The sequence below is a fragment of the Streptomyces sp. NPDC038213 genome, assembly GCF_055600495.1.
In genome coordinates this window covers 294,348-309,534 of record NZ_JBVJYM010000003.1, presented here as the reverse complement: position 1 = coordinate 309,534, position 15,187 = coordinate 294,348, and the positions used below count along the sequence as shown (strand labels likewise).

12 protein-coding genes are annotated in these 15,187 nt (G+C 73.9%); 3 read left to right on the top strand and 9 right to left on the bottom strand.

The genetic code is table 11. The features are described from left to right. Positions 1 to 25: 25 nt before the first annotated feature. Positions 26 to 1,252, top strand: a complete 1,227-nt coding sequence (locus ACZ7JZ_RS06665; protein ID WP_470933916.1) for a serine hydrolase domain-containing protein — start codon at positions 26 to 28, stop codon at positions 1,250 to 1,252. Positions 1,253 to 1,267: 15 nt separating this feature from the next. Here ACZ7JZ_RS06665 and ACZ7JZ_RS06660 read toward each other — a convergent pair whose 3' ends face one another. Genes ACZ7JZ_RS06660 through ACZ7JZ_RS06650 form a run of 3 tightly spaced genes read right to left on the bottom strand, consistent with a single transcriptional unit; the run spans position 1,268 to position 3,865 of the window. Next, on the bottom strand, positions 1,268 to 2,032 hold the full coding sequence (locus tag ACZ7JZ_RS06660; RefSeq protein ID WP_470933914.1) for an energy-coupling factor ABC transporter ATP-binding protein: 765 nt from the start codon (positions 2,030 to 2,032) through the stop codon (positions 1,268 to 1,270). Then, positions 2,020 to 2,781 (bottom strand): cobalt ECF transporter T component CbiQ, encoded by a 762-nt coding sequence (gene cbiQ, locus ACZ7JZ_RS06655; protein WP_470933912.1) that lies wholly within the window; start codon positions 2,779 to 2,781, stop codon positions 2,020 to 2,022. The genes ACZ7JZ_RS06660 and cbiQ overlap by 13 nt, the downstream gene beginning before the upstream one ends. Before the next feature lie 7 nt (positions 2,782 to 2,788). Continuing rightward, positions 2,789 to 3,865, bottom strand: a complete 1,077-nt coding sequence (locus ACZ7JZ_RS06650) for an energy-coupling factor ABC transporter permease (RefSeq protein WP_470933910.1) — start codon at positions 3,863 to 3,865, stop codon at positions 2,789 to 2,791. A gap of 168 nt (positions 3,866 to 4,033) precedes the next feature. On the opposite strand from ACZ7JZ_RS06650, the gene ACZ7JZ_RS06645 reads away from it, so the two are divergent. Then, positions 4,034 to 4,420, top strand: coding sequence for an SsgA family sporulation/cell division regulator (locus ACZ7JZ_RS06645; RefSeq protein ID WP_470933908.1), 387 nt, complete (start codon positions 4,034 to 4,036; stop codon positions 4,418 to 4,420). 86 nt (positions 4,421 to 4,506) lie between these two features. On the opposite strand, the gene ACZ7JZ_RS06640 is transcribed toward ACZ7JZ_RS06645, so the two are convergent. Next, on the bottom strand, positions 4,507 to 6,735 hold the full coding sequence (locus tag ACZ7JZ_RS06640; RefSeq protein WP_470933906.1) for an MMPL family transporter: 2,229 nt from the start codon (positions 6,733 to 6,735) through the stop codon (positions 4,507 to 4,509). Positions 6,736 to 6,913: 178 nt separating this feature from the next. Continuing rightward, positions 6,914 to 7,504, bottom strand: a complete 591-nt coding sequence (locus tag ACZ7JZ_RS06635; protein WP_470933904.1) for a TetR/AcrR family transcriptional regulator — start codon at positions 7,502 to 7,504, stop codon at positions 6,914 to 6,916. 162 nt (positions 7,505 to 7,666) lie between these two features. On the opposite strand from ACZ7JZ_RS06635, the gene ACZ7JZ_RS06630 reads away from it, so the two are divergent. Continuing rightward, the gene (locus ACZ7JZ_RS06630; protein WP_470933902.1) at positions 7,667 to 11,098 is read left to right on the top strand and encodes a S41 family peptidase; all 3,432 of its coding nucleotides are present in this window, start codon (positions 7,667 to 7,669) and stop codon (positions 11,096 to 11,098) included. Positions 11,099 to 11,221: 123 nt separating this feature from the next. Here the strand turns inward: ACZ7JZ_RS06630 and ACZ7JZ_RS06625 are convergent, their stop codons facing one another. The 4 genes from ACZ7JZ_RS06625 to ACZ7JZ_RS06610 form a co-directional block, all read right to left on the bottom strand. Next, complete coding sequence (locus ACZ7JZ_RS06625; protein ID WP_470933900.1) at positions 11,222 to 11,395, bottom strand: hypothetical protein; 174 nt, start codon at positions 11,393 to 11,395, stop codon at positions 11,222 to 11,224. Between the two features lie 84 nt (positions 11,396 to 11,479). After that, positions 11,480 to 12,364, bottom strand: a complete 885-nt coding sequence (locus ACZ7JZ_RS06620; protein ID WP_470933898.1) for an SDR family oxidoreductase — start codon at positions 12,362 to 12,364, stop codon at positions 11,480 to 11,482. Beyond that, positions 12,361 to 13,356, bottom strand: coding sequence for an alpha/beta fold hydrolase (locus ACZ7JZ_RS06615; protein ID WP_470933896.1), 996 nt, complete (start codon positions 13,354 to 13,356; stop codon positions 12,361 to 12,363). Before ACZ7JZ_RS06615 ends, ACZ7JZ_RS06620 begins: the two co-directional genes overlap by 4 nt. Next, the gene (locus tag ACZ7JZ_RS06610) at positions 13,353 to 14,981 is read right to left on the bottom strand and encodes a flavin-containing monooxygenase (protein ID WP_470933894.1); all 1,629 of its coding nucleotides are present in this window, start codon (positions 14,979 to 14,981) and stop codon (positions 13,353 to 13,355) included. Before ACZ7JZ_RS06610 ends, ACZ7JZ_RS06615 begins: the two co-directional genes overlap by 4 nt. Positions 14,982 to 15,187 lie beyond the last annotated feature (206 nt).

Genomic DNA, 15,187 nt, shown 5'->3' with positions numbered 1-15,187 from the left:
CCTGGCGGGCCGCGGGCGTTGCACCATGGGAGACGGCGCCGCAGCGGCGCCGCACTGCGGTGCAGGCGAGCGGGCGAGGAGGGCGGACGTGGACGTCCGGGGCACGGTGGCGGCGGGGTACGAGCCCGTCAGGGACGCGTTCGTGCGCAATTTCACGGAGCGCGGGGACCGGGGCGCGGCCGTGGCCGTGTACCGGGACGGGCGCCGGGTCGTGGACCTGTGGGCCGGGACCCGGGACGCCGACGGGGGCGGCGGGCCCTGGCAGCGGGACACCGCGCAGATCGTCCGCTCCGCCACCAAGGGCGTGGCCGCGGCCGTCCCGCTGCTGCTCCACGAGCGCGGGCTGCTGGACCTGGACGCGCCCGTGGGCTCGTACTGGCCCGAGTTCAAGGCGGGCGGCAAGGACCGGGCGCTGGTGCGGCACCTGCTCTCGCACCGCGCGGGCGTCCCCGCCCTCGACACCCCGCTGAGCCCCGCCGAGGCCGTCGACGGGATATCGGGGCCGCGCGCGGTCGCCGCCCAGGAGGCCTTCTGGGAGCCCGGTACGGCGCACGGCTACCACGCCCAGACCTTCGGCTGGCTGCTGGACGAGCTGGTGCTGCGGATCACCGGCCGCTCGCTGGGCCGCTGGCTGGCCGAGGAGGTCGCCGCCCCGCTCGGGCTCGACCTGTGGATCGGGCTGCCGCCGGAGCAGGCGCACCGTGCGGGCCGGGTCGGCGCCTTCGAACCCCCCGCGCAGGCCGCGGGCACCCTGCGCACGCGCCCCCGGCGCGAGGTGGCGGCCGCCTACGGGGACCCGTCCTCGCTGACCCGCCGCGCCTTCGCCGCGATCGACCCGCTCCCCGACGAGAACGATCCCGCCTACCGCGCCGGCGAACTGCCCTCCTCCGCCGGCATCGCCACCGCCGACGCGCTCGCCCGCTTCTACGCGGCGGCGATCGGCGACCTGGCCGACGCGCCCCGGCTGTTCTCCCCCGCGACCGCGGAACTGGCCCGCACCGAGGAGGCCGCGGGCACCGACCGGGTCCTGCTCGTCGGCACCCGCTTCGGCCCGGGCTACATGCTGCACGGCCCGGCCTCGCCCCTGCTGGGCCCCGGCTCCTTCGGGCACCCCGGCCGCGGCGGCTCGCTGGGCTTCGCCGACCCGGACTCCGGGACCTCCTTCGGGTACGTCACGAACTCCCTGGCCAAGAGCGTCACCGCGGACCCCCGCGCCCAGGCCCTGGTCCGGGCCCTGCGGACGGTGGTCTGAGCCGGCGGATCCGCCCTACCGCGCCGGGACCGCCCGCGGGTCGAAGCCGAACGGCAGCTCCAGCCGGTGCGCCCGCATCAGCTCCTCGTCGCACAGCAGCTCGCTGGTGGCCCCGTCCGCGGCGATGACACCCTCGCTCAGCACCACCGAGCGCGGGCACAGCTCCAGGGCGTACGGCAGGTCGTGCGTGACCATCAGCACGGTCACGTCGAGGGAGCGCAGGATGTCGGCGAGCTCGCGCCGCGAGGCCGGGTCCAGGTTGGAGGAGGGCTCGTCGAGGACGAGGATCTCCGGCTCCATGGCCAGCACCGTGGCCACGGCCACCCGCCGCCGCTGCCCGAAGGACAGGTGGTGCGGGGGCCGGTCGGCGTACGCGGCCATCCCGACCCGGTCGAGGGCGGTGCGCACCCGCTGCTCCAGTTCGGCGCCGCGCAGTCCGGCGGTGGCGGGCCCGAAGGCCACGTCCTCGCGCACGGTCGGCATGAACAGCTGGTCGTCGGGGTCCTGGAAGACGATCCCGACCCGGCGCCGGATCTCGGCGAGGTGGCGCTTCGCCACGGGCAGCCCGGCCACCTTCACGGAGCCGACCCCGCCGCCGAGGATGCCGTTGAGGTGCAGCACGAGGGTGGTCTTGCCGGCCCCGTTGGGCCCGAGCAGCGCGACCCGCTCGCCGCGCCCGACGGTCAGGTCGACGCCGAAGAGGGCCTGGTGACCGTCGGGGTAGGCGAAGGCCAGCCCGCTGACTTCGAGGGAGGGTGCGGTGGTGTTCACAGGGTCCATCCCATCAGGCAGACGGCCAGGGCGGCGGCGGGGAGGGCGGCGGCCCGGGCCCACTGGGCGCGGGAGGCGGTGACCTCGTCGATCACGGGCATGGTGCCGGTGTAGCCGCGGCTCACCATGGCGAGGTGGACGCGCTCGCCGCGCTCGTAGGAGCGGATGAAGAGGGCGCCGGCGGTTTTGGCGAGGACGCCCCAGTGCCGGATGCCCCGGGCCTCGAACCCGCGGGAGCGGCGGGCCACCGACATCCGGCGCAGCTCGTCGGCGACCACGTCCCCGTACCGGACCATGAACGAGGCGATCTCCACCAGCAGGGGCGGCAGGCGCAGCCGGCGCAGGCCCTGGAGGAGGTCGCGCAGCTCGGTGGTGGAGGCGAGGACCACGGAGGCGGCGACGCCGAGGGTGCCCTTGGCGAGGACGTTCCAGGCGCCCCACAGGCCGGGGGTGCTGAGCGAGAGGCCGAGCACCTCTACCCGCTCGCCCTCGGCGACGAAGGGCATGAGCAGGGCGAAGGCCACGAACGGCACCTCGATCAGCATCCGGCGCAGCATGAACCCGGCGGGGATGCGGGCCAGCGCCGCCGCCCCGGCGATCAGGAGGGCGTACGCGCCGAAGGCCCACACCGCCTCGCGGGGCGTGGACACGACGACGAGGACGAAGCCGAGCACCGCGGCGAGCTTGCAGTGCGGCGGGAGCCGGTGGACGGGCGAGTCGCCGTGCCGGTAGAGCCGGTGCGCGTGGCCGGCGCCCACGGGGTGGTCAGCCCCCCTGGCCGGCGGGGGTGCCCGACGAGGGCGGGGCGAGCGGGGCGGCCTCGCGGCGGGCGCGTACGGCGAAGAAGATCCCGGTGCCCAGGAGGGCGGTGGCGCCCACGCCGACGATGCCGGCGGCGCCGACGGAGAGGCGCTCGTTCTCGACGTCCTTGACGGCGTAGTCGGCGAGCGGGGAGTCGGCGGTGGCGTGCTCGTACTCCTCGGCCTTGGCGTCGAAGCCCTGCTCGGCGGCGACCTTCTCCAGGCCGTCGGGGCTGGCGGAGGCGTAGAAGGAGACGGCGCCGGCCAGGACGAAGGCGGTGGCGAGGCCGGCGGCCCACACGGGGCGTACGGACCGGGCGGGGGCGGCGGCGGGCGCGGCAGGCACGGCAGGCACGTCAACGAGCTCGCCGTCGACCCGCAGCTTGAGGGGCGCCGACAGGCCGCGGGCCCCGTACACGAGGTCGGGGCGGACGGCGAGCACCGAGCCGACGGTGGCGGTGGTGATCAGGGCCTCCCCGAGGCCGATGAGGAGGTGGACGCCGACCATCGCGACGAGCACCTTGCCGAGCGGCACCTCGGCGATCCCGCCGAGCCCGTAGAGCAGGGTGAAGGCGGCCGCGGAGGCGGGTACGGAGACCAGCGATCCGGCGAAGGTGGCCGCGGTCACCGCGCGGCGGCCGCGGGGCAGGAGCTTGACCAGGGCGCGGAAGATCCCGTAGCCGACGAGTACGGGCACGATGCCGATCAGGACGATGTTCACGCCGAGGGCCGACAGGCCGCCGTCCGCGAAGAGCACGCCCTGCATGAGCAGGACCACGGAGATGCAGAGGATGCCGGTGCAGGGGCCGACGAGTATCGCGGCCAGGGCCCCGCCGAGCAGGTGGCCGCTGGTGCCGGCGGCCACGGGGAAGTTCAGCATCTGGAGGGCGAAGACGAAGGCGGCGACGAGTCCGGCCAGCGGAGCCGTCCGCTCGTCGAGCTCGCGCCGGGCCCCCTTGAGGGACACCGCCACTGCGCCGACGGCCACGACGCCGGCGGCGACGGACACGGGGGCGTCGATGAATCCGTCGGGCACATGCATGGAGGGCTCCGCTTCTTCACAAAATCCTTAACCGCTCAAGAATAGTGCCCACCTGCAAATGATTGGCAAGAGCGTCCGCATCACGAAAAGGCTGCGAGCGAATTCGCGGGTATATGCGACATTGGGGAGTAAATACGGAGAGCGGCGAAGAGCGTGAGGAGCGGGATCGTGACGTCTGCGTCGATCGAAGAGCGGGTCCGGGCCCGGGTGATCACGGATGACCCCCTCTACCGCGCGGTCCCCGTCTCCCTCCGTTTCGCCTCCGCCGAGCCCCTGGCCGTACGGATCGTCTTCCCGCCGGACCTCTCCCCCGAGGGCGCGGAGAACGAGTGGGTCTTCTCGCGGACCCTCCTGGAGACCGGCCTCCAGTCGCCCACGGGCAGCGGGGACGTCCGGGTCTGGCCCTGCGGACGGGTGCAGACCGTGGTCGAGCTTCACTCTCCTGACGGAGTGGCGGTCATCCAGTTCGACAGCTCGGCCCTGCGCCGGTTCCTGAGGCGCACGTACGCGGCTACGGGCAGCGCCGCCCCGAAGCGCACGCCCGTCACGCGCTGACGCTGACGCGCCGGAGGCCCGGCCGCTCCCCCGCTGCGGGGTGCGTCCGGGCCTCCGGGCCGTTCCGGCGTCTGCCGGTTCAGGCGTCAGGCGTTGACGAGCTCGCGCTCCTCCTTGCCCGGGGTCTGGTCGTCGCCGGTGCCCAGGTGCTTGCGCAGCCCCTCGCCCTCGACGTCCACGTTCGGCATCAGCTTGTCCAGCCAGGCCGGCAGCCACCAGGCCTTGTGGCCCAGCAGGGCCAGGACGGCCGGGACGATGGCCATGCGGACCACGAAGGCGTCGAAGAACACCGCGACCGCGAGGCCGAAGCCGATCATCTTGACCATCTGCTCGCTGGAGCCGATGAAGCCCGCGAACACCGCGATCATGATCACCGCGGCGGCGGTGACCACCCGGGCGCCGTGCTGGAAGCCCGTGACGATGGCCTGGCCGGGCCGCTCCCCGTGCACGTAGGCCTCGCGCATCCGGGTCACGAGGAAGACCTCGTAGTCCATGGCCAGTCCGAACACCACGCCCACCATGAAGATCGGCATCATGCTCATGATCGGGCCGGTCTGCTCCACCCCGAAGAGCGAGGCCAGCCAGCCCCACTGGAAGACGGCCACGACGGCGCCGAGGGCGGCCACCACCGAGAGGAGGAAGCCGAGCGCGGCCTTCAGCGGCACCAGGATCGAGCGGAAGACGAGCACCAGCAGCAGGAAGGCGAGGCCGACGACGAGCGCCAGGTAGGGCAGCAGCGCGTCGTTCATCTTCTGCGAGAAGTCGATGTTCATCGCGGTCTGGCCGGAGACCAGCACCTCGGCGCCGGTGTCCTTCTTGATGCCGGCACCGGCGTCGCGGATCTCGTGGACGAGCTCCTCGGTGGCCGCCGAGGAGGGCCGGTCCTTCGGGATCACGGTGACGGTGGTGGTGTCCCCGGCCTTGTTGGGCTGCCCGGGGATGACGGCGACGACCCCGTCGAGCTTCTTGACGGTCTCGGTCACCCGGTCGACGGCGCCGTCGAGGTCCTGGGCGTCCTTGCGGTCGACGACCAGCAGCAGCGGGCCGTTGAAGCCCGGGCCGAACCCGTCGGACAGCAGGTCGTAGGCCTTGCGCTGGGTGGTGGACACCGGCTGCGCGCCGTCGTCCGGCAGGCCCATCTCCAGCTTGGAGGCGGGGATGGCGACGGCGCCGAGGCCGATCACTCCGGCCAGCAGCACCAGCACGGGGCGGCGCAGCACGAAGCGGGCCCAGCGGGTGCCGCCGTTGGGCTTCTCCCCGGCGCCGGCCGGGCGGCCCTTGCCGAAGAGCTTCGACTTGGTGCCCGCGGGCAGCACCTTCCTGCCGGCGAAGCCGAGCATGGCCGGTACGAGGGTCAGGGCGACGAGGACGGCGATGACCACCGTGCCCGCCGCGGCGAAGCCCATCTTGGTCAGCATCGGGATGTTGACCACGGCGAGGCCGACGAGGGCGATGACCACGGTCAGACCGGCGAAGACCACCGCGGATCCGGCCGTTCCGGCGGCCCGGCCCGCGGCCTCCTCGCGCTCGCGGCCCTCGGCCAGCTCGGCCCGGTAGCGGGACACGATGAAGAGGGCGTAGTCGATGCCGACCGCGAGGCCGATCATCATCGCGAGGGTGGAAGTGGTGGAGCCGAGGTCGAGCACGCTGGCGAGCGCGGTGATCGAGGAGACGCCGATGCCCACGCCGATCAGGGCGGTGAGCAGCGGGAGCCCGGCCGCGATCAGCGAGCCGAAGGTGATGACCAGGACGATCGCCGCGACGATCACGCCGATGATCTCGCCCGAGCCGGTCTCCGGGACGGCCATCAGGGCGTCGCCGCCGATCTCGACGGTGAGCCCGGCCTGCTGGGCCTCCTTGCCGGAGTCCTTCAGGGCCTCGCGGGTCTCGTCGCTCAGCTCCATGCCGCTGACCTTGTAGGTCACGGAGGCGTAGGCGGTCGTACCGTCCTGGCTGATCGCCTTGCCCTGGTACGGGTCGACCACGCCGGCGACCTCGTCGGAGCCCGAGCGCAGGTCCTCGACGGTCCTCTCGACCTCGGCCTTCACGGCGGGGTCGGTGACCTTCTTGCCCTCGGGCGCCTTGAAGACGACACGGGCGGTGGCGCCGTCGGCACGCTGGCCGGGGAAGCGCTGTTCGAGCAGGTCGAAGGCCTTCTGGGCCTCGGTGCCGGGTATGGAGAAGGAGCTCGACGTCGGGGTGGCGGCGGAGCCCGCGCCGAAGCCGGCGAGCAGCAGCAGAGCCACCCAGACGAGGGCGACGAGGCGGCGGCGCCTGAAGGCGCCCCTGCCGAGCCGGTAGAGGAAGGTAGCCACGGGGTGGTACTCCCGTTCAAGTCGTGGTGCGGAACAGGGCGTGTGGAAGCCGCCCGACGACGAGAGCGGCGCCTGTCAGGTGGGTCCTGCTGGGGAGTGGGCGGTGCGGGTGGTTCCGGTTGGTGCCTGTGGTTCGGGTCTTGCGGGTGGTGCGGGTCGTGCGGGTTTTGCCGTCTCTTCAGACGCCGAGGGCGGGGAGTACCACGGAGTCGATGAAATCGCCGAGGAACTGCCGGTCCACCGACCTGTCCTCGATCAGCGGGAGCGCGATGAACGCCCCGATGAGCATGTGCGGCACGAACTCCAGCGCCGGCCGGTCCGCGGCGATCTCGCCCCGGTCCACCGCCCGCTGGAGCATCCCCTGGAGACCGGTGATCTCCGGGTCGACGAGCAGTTCGCGCAGGGCGCGGTGGAGCTCGGGGCTCTCGTGCACCGCATGGGCGAGGCCGCGGATCAGCGCCGTGTCCTTGGCCATCTGGGCGTCGTCCGAGTGGGCGACCATCACGGCGAAGTCGCCCCGCAGGGTGCCCGTGTCGATCTCGCTGAGCGACATGGGCTGCGTACAGCGCATGGCGCGGGCGACCAGCTCCGGCTTGCTCCCCCACTGGCGGTAGAGGGTGGCCTTGCTGGACTTCGTACGGGCGGCGACGGCGTCCATGGTCAGCGCCTCGTACCCGACCTCCCGCAGGAGGTCGAGGACGGCCTCGTGCAGCTCGGCCTCCCGCTCCGGGGTGATCCGGCTGCGCCGGGACGTGACCGGTTCGGCCATCTCCGGGACTCCCATCCGAACGAAACGGTTTCGTACTGCTAAGACAGTACCCCGCCCCCCAGGGAAACGAAACCGTTTCGTTTCCACTCGGCCAGGTACGGGGCGTGAGGTGGATCACCAGTACGAGTTGCCGGGCCCCCCTGCCGCGGAAAGCATGGGGGGGTGAGCCACGACCTCGCGTACCTCCGGTTCCCGCACCTCCACGACGATCTGCTGTGCTTCGCCGCCGAGGACGACCTGTGGGTGGCCCCCCTGGTCCCCGAGGGCGCGGAGCCCGGCCGGGCCTGGCGGATCACCGTCGACCGCACCCGCGTCGGCCACCCCCGCTTCTCCCCCGACGGGCGCCACATCGCCTTCACGACCTGGCGCAGCCTCGACCCCGAGGTCCACCTCGCACCCGTGGACGGCGGCCCGGCCCGCCGGCTCAGCTACTGGGGCTCCACCGACACCCGGGTCTGCGGCTGGACCCCGCCCGGCGAGGACGGCCGCAGCGACATCCTGGCCGTCTCCTCCCACGGCCAGCCCTTCTCCTACTTCTCCTGGGCCTACTGCCTGCCCACCGACGGCAGCCCCGGCGGCCGCCTCCCCTGGGGCCCGGTCGCCGATATCGCGGTCCACGAGGGCCCGCCCGGCCCGGAGGGCGCCGCCGAGCGCCGCACCCTGCTCCTCACCGGCAAGCCCCCGCACGAGCCCGCCGCCTGGAAGCGCTACCGCGGCGGCGCCACCGGCCGCCTGTGGCTGCACGGCGAACGGCTCCTGCCGCACCTCGAAGGCCACCTCGACTCGCCCATGTTCACGGCCGGCCGGATCGCCTTCCTCTCCGACCACGAGGGCACCGGCAACCTCTACTCCTGCCTCCCCGACGGCACCGGCCTGCGCCGCCACACCGACCACGCGGACTTCTACGCCCGGCACGCCTCCAGCGACGGGCAGCGGATCGTCTACCAGTGCGCGGGGGAGCTCTGGCTGGTCGAGTCCCTGGAGCCCGGTGCGGTGCCGCGGCGGCTCCCGGTCCGGCTGGGCGGCCCCCGGGCCGGCCGCCGCCCGTACTCCGTCCCGGCGGCGCACCACGTGGACGGGCTCAGCGTGGACGCGACCGGGCGGGCCAGCGCGGTCGCCGTGCGCGGCAGCCTGTACTGGCTCACCCACCGGGACGGGCCCGCCCGCACCATCGCCGACACCCCGGGGGTCCGCGTCCGGCTCCCGGAGATGCTGGGCAGCGGCGGGCAGGTCGCGTACGTGACCTCGGCCGAGGGGGAGGACGCCGTCGAGATCGCGTACCTGCCCCGGGCCACGGGCGACCGCGAACCCCGGCGGCTGGCCTCCGGCCGGCTGGGGCGCGTACTGGAACTGGTCTCCGACCCGGACGGCGAACGGCTCGCGGTGGCCTCCAACGACGGCCGGCTGCTGCTGATCGACGCGCGGGAGCCGGACACGGCGGACACAGAGGACGAGACGGAGGAGGAGCACGAGGCAGAGGAGGAGGACGAGGAAGCCGAGGGGACTGCGGACGAGCCCCCGGAGCCGCCCGCAGAGCCCGCGGAGCCCGCAGCGCCCGAAGAGCCCGAAGAGCCCGGACAGGTCACCGAGCTCATCCGCTCCATCAACGGCCCCGTCACCGACCTCGCCTTCTCCCCCGACGGCAACTGGCTGACCTGGTCCCACCCCGGCATCGGCCGCTCCCTGCGCCAGATCAAGATGGCCCGGATCGCCGGCCCCGGCGCCCCCTTGGTGGTGGACGTGACGAACGGCCGCTTCGAGGACGAGAACCCGGTCTTCACCAGCGACGGCCGCTACCTCGCCTTCCTCTCCTGGCGCGGTTTCGACCCGGTCTACGACGTGCACACCGGCGACCTGTCCTTCCCGCTCGGCTGCCGCCCGTACCTCGTCCCGCTCTCCTCCGCCACGCCCTCCCCCTTCGCCCTGTCCCCCGACGGCCGCCCCGCCGCGGGCGGGCTGGACCCGCGCGAGGGCGGCACCGGCGACGGCACGGTGACCGTGGAGGCGGAGGGGCTGGAGAACCGCGTCACGCCCTTCCCCGTGACCGCCTCCAAGTACTCGGCGCTGTACCCGGTCTCCGGCGGCGGGCTGGTCTGGCTGCGCTGGCCCATCTCGGGGGCGCTCGGCGAGACCTTCGCCAATCCGAACGACACCTCCGGCAAGCCCACCCTGGAGCACTTCGACATCACCAAGGCCCGCAAGACCGAACTGGCCTCCGGGCTGGACTGGTTCGCCGTCAGCGGGGACGGCAGCCGACTGGTCGTCAACGACGACGGGGACCTGCGGGCCGTACCCGCCACCGAGTCCGGGGACGGCGACTCCACCGTCTACCTCGACCTGCGCCGCATCCTGCACGAGGTGGACCCGCCCTCCGAATGGCGCCAGGCCTTCGACGAGGCCGGACGCATCATCCGCAGCTACTTCTGGGAGCCCGGCATGTGCGGGGTGGACTGGGACGGCGTACTGGACCAGTACCGGCCGCTGGTCGAACGGGTCGCCTCCCCGGACGAGTTCGCCGACCTGCTGCGCGAGGTCCTCGGCGAACTGGGCACCTCCCACGCGTACGTCGCCCCCGCCCGCCGCAACGAGGGGCCGCCCCACTACCAGCGGGCCATGGGACTGCTCGGCACCAACTTCGTTCCCCGCGACGGGCAGTGGACCGTCAAGCGGATCCTGCCCGGCGACTCCTCCGACTCCAAGGCCCGCTCCCCGCTGGCCGGTACGGGCATCCGCGAGGGGGCCGCCCTCACCCACGTCGACGGCCGCCCCGTGGACCCGGTCACCGGCCCGTACCCGCTGCTGGCCGCGGCCGGCGGCACCACCGTCGAACTGACCTTCCGGCCCGCGGGCGAGGGCGGCGGACCGGCCCGCCGGGTGGCCGTGGTCCCCCTCGTCGACGAGCGGCCCCTGCGCTACCAGGACTGGGTGGCCAAGCGCCGCGCCGTGGTCCGCGAGATCAGCGGGGGCCGGTGCGGGTACCTGCACATCCCCGACATGGGCGGCTCCGGCTGGGCGCAGTTCAACCGCGACCTGCGGATGGAGGTCTCGCGTCCGGCGCTGATCGTGGACGTGCGGGGCAATGCGGGCGGCCACATCAGCGAACTCGTCGTGGAGAAGCTGAGCCGCAGCATCCTGGGCTGGGACCTGACGCGCAACGCCCAGCCCGTCTCGTACGCCTCCAACGCCCCGCGCGGACCGGTCGTGGCCCTCGCCGACGAGGCCACCTCCTCCGACGGGGACATGATCACCGCGGCCTTCAAACTGCTCGGCCTCGGCCCGGTGGTCGGCCAGCGCACCTGGGGCGGGGTGGTCGGCATGACGGGCCGGCACACCCTGGGCGACGGGACGGTGATCACGGTCCCGATGAACGCCGCCTGGTTCCCCGAGTACGGCTGGTCCGTGGAGAACCACGGGGTCGAACCCGACGTCGCCGTCCTGCGCACCCCGCTGGACTGGGCCGAGGGGCGGCACGCCCAGCTCGACGACGCGGTGTTCCTCGCGCTCGAACTGCTGGAGCACGACCCGGCCGCGGTCCCGCCCGGCTACGGCGACGTACCCGACCGCTCCCGCCCGCCCCTCCCGCCGCGCGCCTGACGGGGCACGGCAGAGGGGCACGGTCCGCATGCGGACCGTGCCCCTCACCGGCGCCGCGTGTGCGATTCCCGGTAGCAGTCGGGAACGGCGCCCCGGCGCGACGGGCTCCCGGACGCCTGGCGGCTACTTCCCGTCGAGCTCGTCGCGCAGGTCGTCGAAGGACTGCTGCGGGGAGTCCTTCTGCTCCTTCGCCTGCGCGGCCCGCTCGGAGGCCTCGTCCTGCGCGCCCTGAGCGCCCTGCTGCGCCCGTTCCCGGAGCTGCCTGGCCTTTTCCTCGAACTGGTCCTTGATGCCCATGCGGTTCCCTCCTGGAGGGGTTTCGGTGGGTGGCCCGACCAGCCTCACACGGGGCGGCGCGCCCCGCACCTCGGACGATGACCCTCAGTGACGCCGGGCACGCGCCTCCTCGTCGGCGGCGCCGCCCGCGCCGACCAGCCCGGTGGGGGCCCCGGCGAGCCGGGGCTCGAACCGCCGCATCTCCCGCTGTCCGACCGTCCCGATGAGCGCGGGCAGGTAGCCGCGGGTGCCCTGCATCCCGCGCAGCCACCACTGCGCGTACACGTGGGCGCTGCGGCGGGCGATCCCCGCGACGATCCGGTCCACGGCCGGGCCGAGCGGGTACGTGCGGTTCGCCGGCCAGGGCAGCCGCTGCCGCAGCTCCCTCATGACCTCGTTCTGGTCGGCGCCGCGCACCATGTCGGTGTCGGTCCAGGACAGGTAGCCCACGCCCACCTTGACCCCCTTGTGCCCGACCTCGGCCCGCAGGCAGTGCGCGAAGGCCTCGACCCCGGATTTGGAGGCGCAGTACGCCGTCATCATCGGGGCCGGGGTCATCGCCGCGAGGGAGGCGATCTGGAGGAAGTAGCCGCGGCTCTCGGTCAGCACGGGCAGGAAGGCCCGGGCCGTCACGGCGCTCCCGATCAGGTTGACCTCGATGACGCGGCGCCAGGCCCCGGGGTCGGACGCGGCGAAGGGGCCGCCCGCGGCCACCCCGGCGTTCGCGACCACGATGTCCACCTTGCCGAAGTGCTGCTTGACCTCCTCGGCCACCCGGGCCATGGCCTCGTGGTCGGTGACGTCGGCGTACCAGTGGTGGCTGTCGGTGTGGAGCCGCTCGGAGACCTCCTTGAGGGCCTCGGGCTCCAGCCCCACGAGGGCGATCCTCGCCCCGCGCGCGGACAGTTTGCGGGCCAGCAGCTCCCCGACCCCGCGGGCCGCGCCCGTCACGACGGCGACCTGGCCTTCCAGACTGCTGCGCGTGCTCACGGCGTCTCCTCCTGGGCGGGGTGGGACTGCTGGGACTGCTGAGAGTGCTGGGCAGGTACGGAAGCGGGTACGGCAGCGGGTGCGGGTGCGGCCGCCGTGAGGTGGTCGGCGACCAGCCCCGCGATCAGGGCGGTGACGGCCTCGGGGGCCTCCACCGGAGTCATGTGGCCCACGCCGGTGAGCTCGGTCAGGCCCGTGCACTGCGGCAGGGCCGCGGCGAGGGCGCGGGCGTGGACGGGCGGGGTGAGCCGGTCCGCGGTGCCCGCGAGTACGGCGGCGGGCACCCGCAGGGCGCGGACCCCGTGGTCGAGGTCGAGCCCGGCCAGGACGTGGGACCAGGCGTGGCGCACGGGGGCCGGGCAGGCGTGCACGATCCGGGCGCAGGCGTCGACCCGGTCCGGGGCGGCCCCGGGCCCCATGGTGGCGTACTTGAGCACGGCGCGGGCCACGGGGTTGACCGGGCCGAGCGGGGCGCGGGAGCCGAGCACGGCCCGGGTGATGCGGGTGCGGGCCGGTCCGGGCCGCAGCGGCAGCACGAGGGACTCCTCGACCAGCCGGGAGCTGCCGGTGCTGCACAGCAGGACGGCGGCGGCGCGCCCGGTGAAGGCGGGGCGGCCGGCGGCGGCCATGACGGTCATCCCGCCCATGGAGTGCCCGGCGACCACGGCCCGCTCCCCGGGGGCGAGGACGGCGTCCATGACGGCGGTGAGGTCGTCGGCCAGGGCGTCCGCGGTGTACCGGTGGGCGGCGGGGCTGCGGCCGTGGCCCCGCTGGTCGTAGGCGATCACGCGGTGGCCGTCGGACAGGGCGCGGATCTGCTCGGCCCAGAAGGCGGTGGAGCAGGTCCAGCCGTGGGCGAGGACCACCGCCGGGGCGTCCGCGGGCCCGTACTCCTCGACGTGGAGGCGGGAGCCGTCGGCGGAGAGGGCGACGAGCTCGCGCCGGGCCGCGGGCGGCCGCGGCGGCCCGGGGAGGCGCGTCAGGCGGCTCATGCCGCCCCCTCCGCTGCGGCGGGGGTCCCGGCGTCCGCGGCGGCGGGCGGCCCGGCGGGGGCGGAGACGGGCGGCGCGGCGGGGGCGGGCACGGCGGCCACGGCGGCGCGGGCCCGGCCCCGGTCCCGGTGGCGCACGACCTCGTACTCGGTCAGGTCCACGGCCCGGGTCTCGCGCCGGAACTCCCCGGTGGTGCCGGGCCAGACGGTGGTGTTGCGGCCGTTCGCGTCGAGGTACCAGCTGGTGCAGCCGCCGGTGTTCCAGACGGTGCGCGTCATGCGGTCCTGCACCCGGCGGTTCCAGGCGTGCACGGCCGAGGGCCGGGCGGCCAGGGCGGCGCGGCCCCCGAGCATCCCGAGCTGGCGCAGGTAGTCCGCCATGTAGTTCAGCTGGGACTCGATCATGAGGATCATCGAGCTGTTGCCGAGCCCGGTGTTCGGGCCGATGATCGTCATCCAGTTGGGGAAGCCTGCGGCGGTGGCCCCGCGGAGGGACTGCATGCCGTCCTTCCAGCTCTCGGCGAGGGTGTGGCCGTCGGCGCCCACCACCCGGTCGGCGATCGGCATGTCGGTGACGTGGAAGCCGGTCCCGAAGATGATCGCGTCGACCTCGGTCTCCGTACCGTCCGCGGCGACCAGGGTGTTCCCGCGGACCTCGGACAGCCCGGAGGCGACCAGGTCGACATTCGGGCGGGCGAGGGCCGGGTAGTACTCGCTGGAGAGCAGGATCCGCTTGCAGCCGATCCGGTACGAGGGGGTCAGCTTGGCCCGCAGCGCCGGGTCCTTGATCGAGCGGGCCATGTTGGCCCTGGCCATGGACTCGATCAGCCCGAGCTGGTCGGGGTGCTTGGTGAAGGCGCTGACCTGGAGCTCCCGGATCCCCCAGAGCAGTCCGCGGCGGGCGGCCCGGGTGAAGGGCAGCTGGCGGTGCAGCCAGCGCTCCGCCCCGCTGATCGCCCGGTCGGTGCGCGGCAGCACCCAGGGGGGCGTGCGCTGGAAGAGGGTGAGCCGGCCCACCCCGGGGGCGATGGCGGGCACGATCTGGATGGCGGAGGCGCCGGTGCCGACCATGGCGATCCGCTTGCCGCGCAGGTCGTAGTCGTGGTCCCAGCGGGCGGAGTGGAAGACCTTGCCGGGGAACTCCGCGAGCCCGGGGATCTCGGGGGTCTTGGGGTCGGAGAGCGGCCCGGTGGCGGAGACGACCACGTCGGCGACCAGGTCCCCGGCGGAGGTCTCGATCTCCCAGTAGAGCTCCTCGGCGTTCCAGCGCATCATCCGCACCTCGGTGTCCAGCCGGATGTGCCGGCGCAGTCCGAAGGTGTCGGCGACCTGCTCCAGGTAGGCGCGGATGTGGCGCTGGCCGGAGAAGGTGCGGGGCCAGTCGGGGTTGGGGGCGAAGGAGAAGGAGTACAGGTGGGAGGGGACGTCGCAGGCGCATCCGGGGTAGTCGTTGTCGCGCCAGGTGCCGCCCACGGATCCGGCGCGCTCCAGCACGACGAAGTCGGTGATCCCCTCGCGGCGGAGCCGGACCGCGGCACCCAGGCCGCCGAACCCGGATCCGATCACCGCCACCCGTACGTGCTCGCGCCCGTCCTCGCGCACGTGCCCGCTCTCACGATCGGTCATGCCGCCGCCCTCCCGCAGTCCCTGTCCCGAGTACCACGACCTTGCCAGCAATCACTGGCACGATTCGGAGGGTAGAGCAGCTCCGTACTCATGGGTAGGGGCCGCGCAGGGAAAGTTACCGACGGTACGAAGCCCACCCCATAGGCTGCGCCCGTGGTGGAACACGAAGAACCCGCGGCACCGGACGCCCGAAAAGCCGAACCGCC

Excerpts from the sequence above, each read along its gene's own strand:
- ACZ7JZ_RS06665 (WP_470933916.1), top strand. The coding sequence starts at position 26 with ATGGGAGACGGCGCCGCAGCGGCGCCGCACTGCGGTGCAGGCGAGCGG.
- ACZ7JZ_RS06660 (WP_470933914.1), bottom strand. The coding sequence starts at position 2,032 with ATGGACCCTGTGAACACCACCGCACCCTCCCTCGAAGTCAGCGGGCTG.
- ACZ7JZ_RS06650 (WP_470933910.1), bottom strand. The coding sequence starts at position 3,865 with ATGCATGTGCCCGACGGATTCATCGACGCCCCCGTGTCCGTCGCCGCC.
- ACZ7JZ_RS06635 (WP_470933904.1), bottom strand. The coding sequence starts at position 7,504 with ATGGCCGAACCGGTCACGTCCCGGCGCAGCCGGATCACCCCGGAGCGG.
- ACZ7JZ_RS06625 (WP_470933900.1), bottom strand. The coding sequence starts at position 11,395 with ATGGGCATCAAGGACCAGTTCGAGGAAAAGGCCAGGCAGCTCCGGGAA.
- ACZ7JZ_RS06615 (WP_470933896.1), bottom strand. The coding sequence starts at position 13,356 with ATGAGCCGCCTGACGCGCCTCCCCGGGCCGCCGCGGCCGCCCGCGGCC.
- ACZ7JZ_RS06610 (WP_470933894.1), bottom strand. The coding sequence starts at position 14,981 with ATGACCGATCGTGAGAGCGGGCACGTGCGCGAGGACGGGCGCGAGCAC.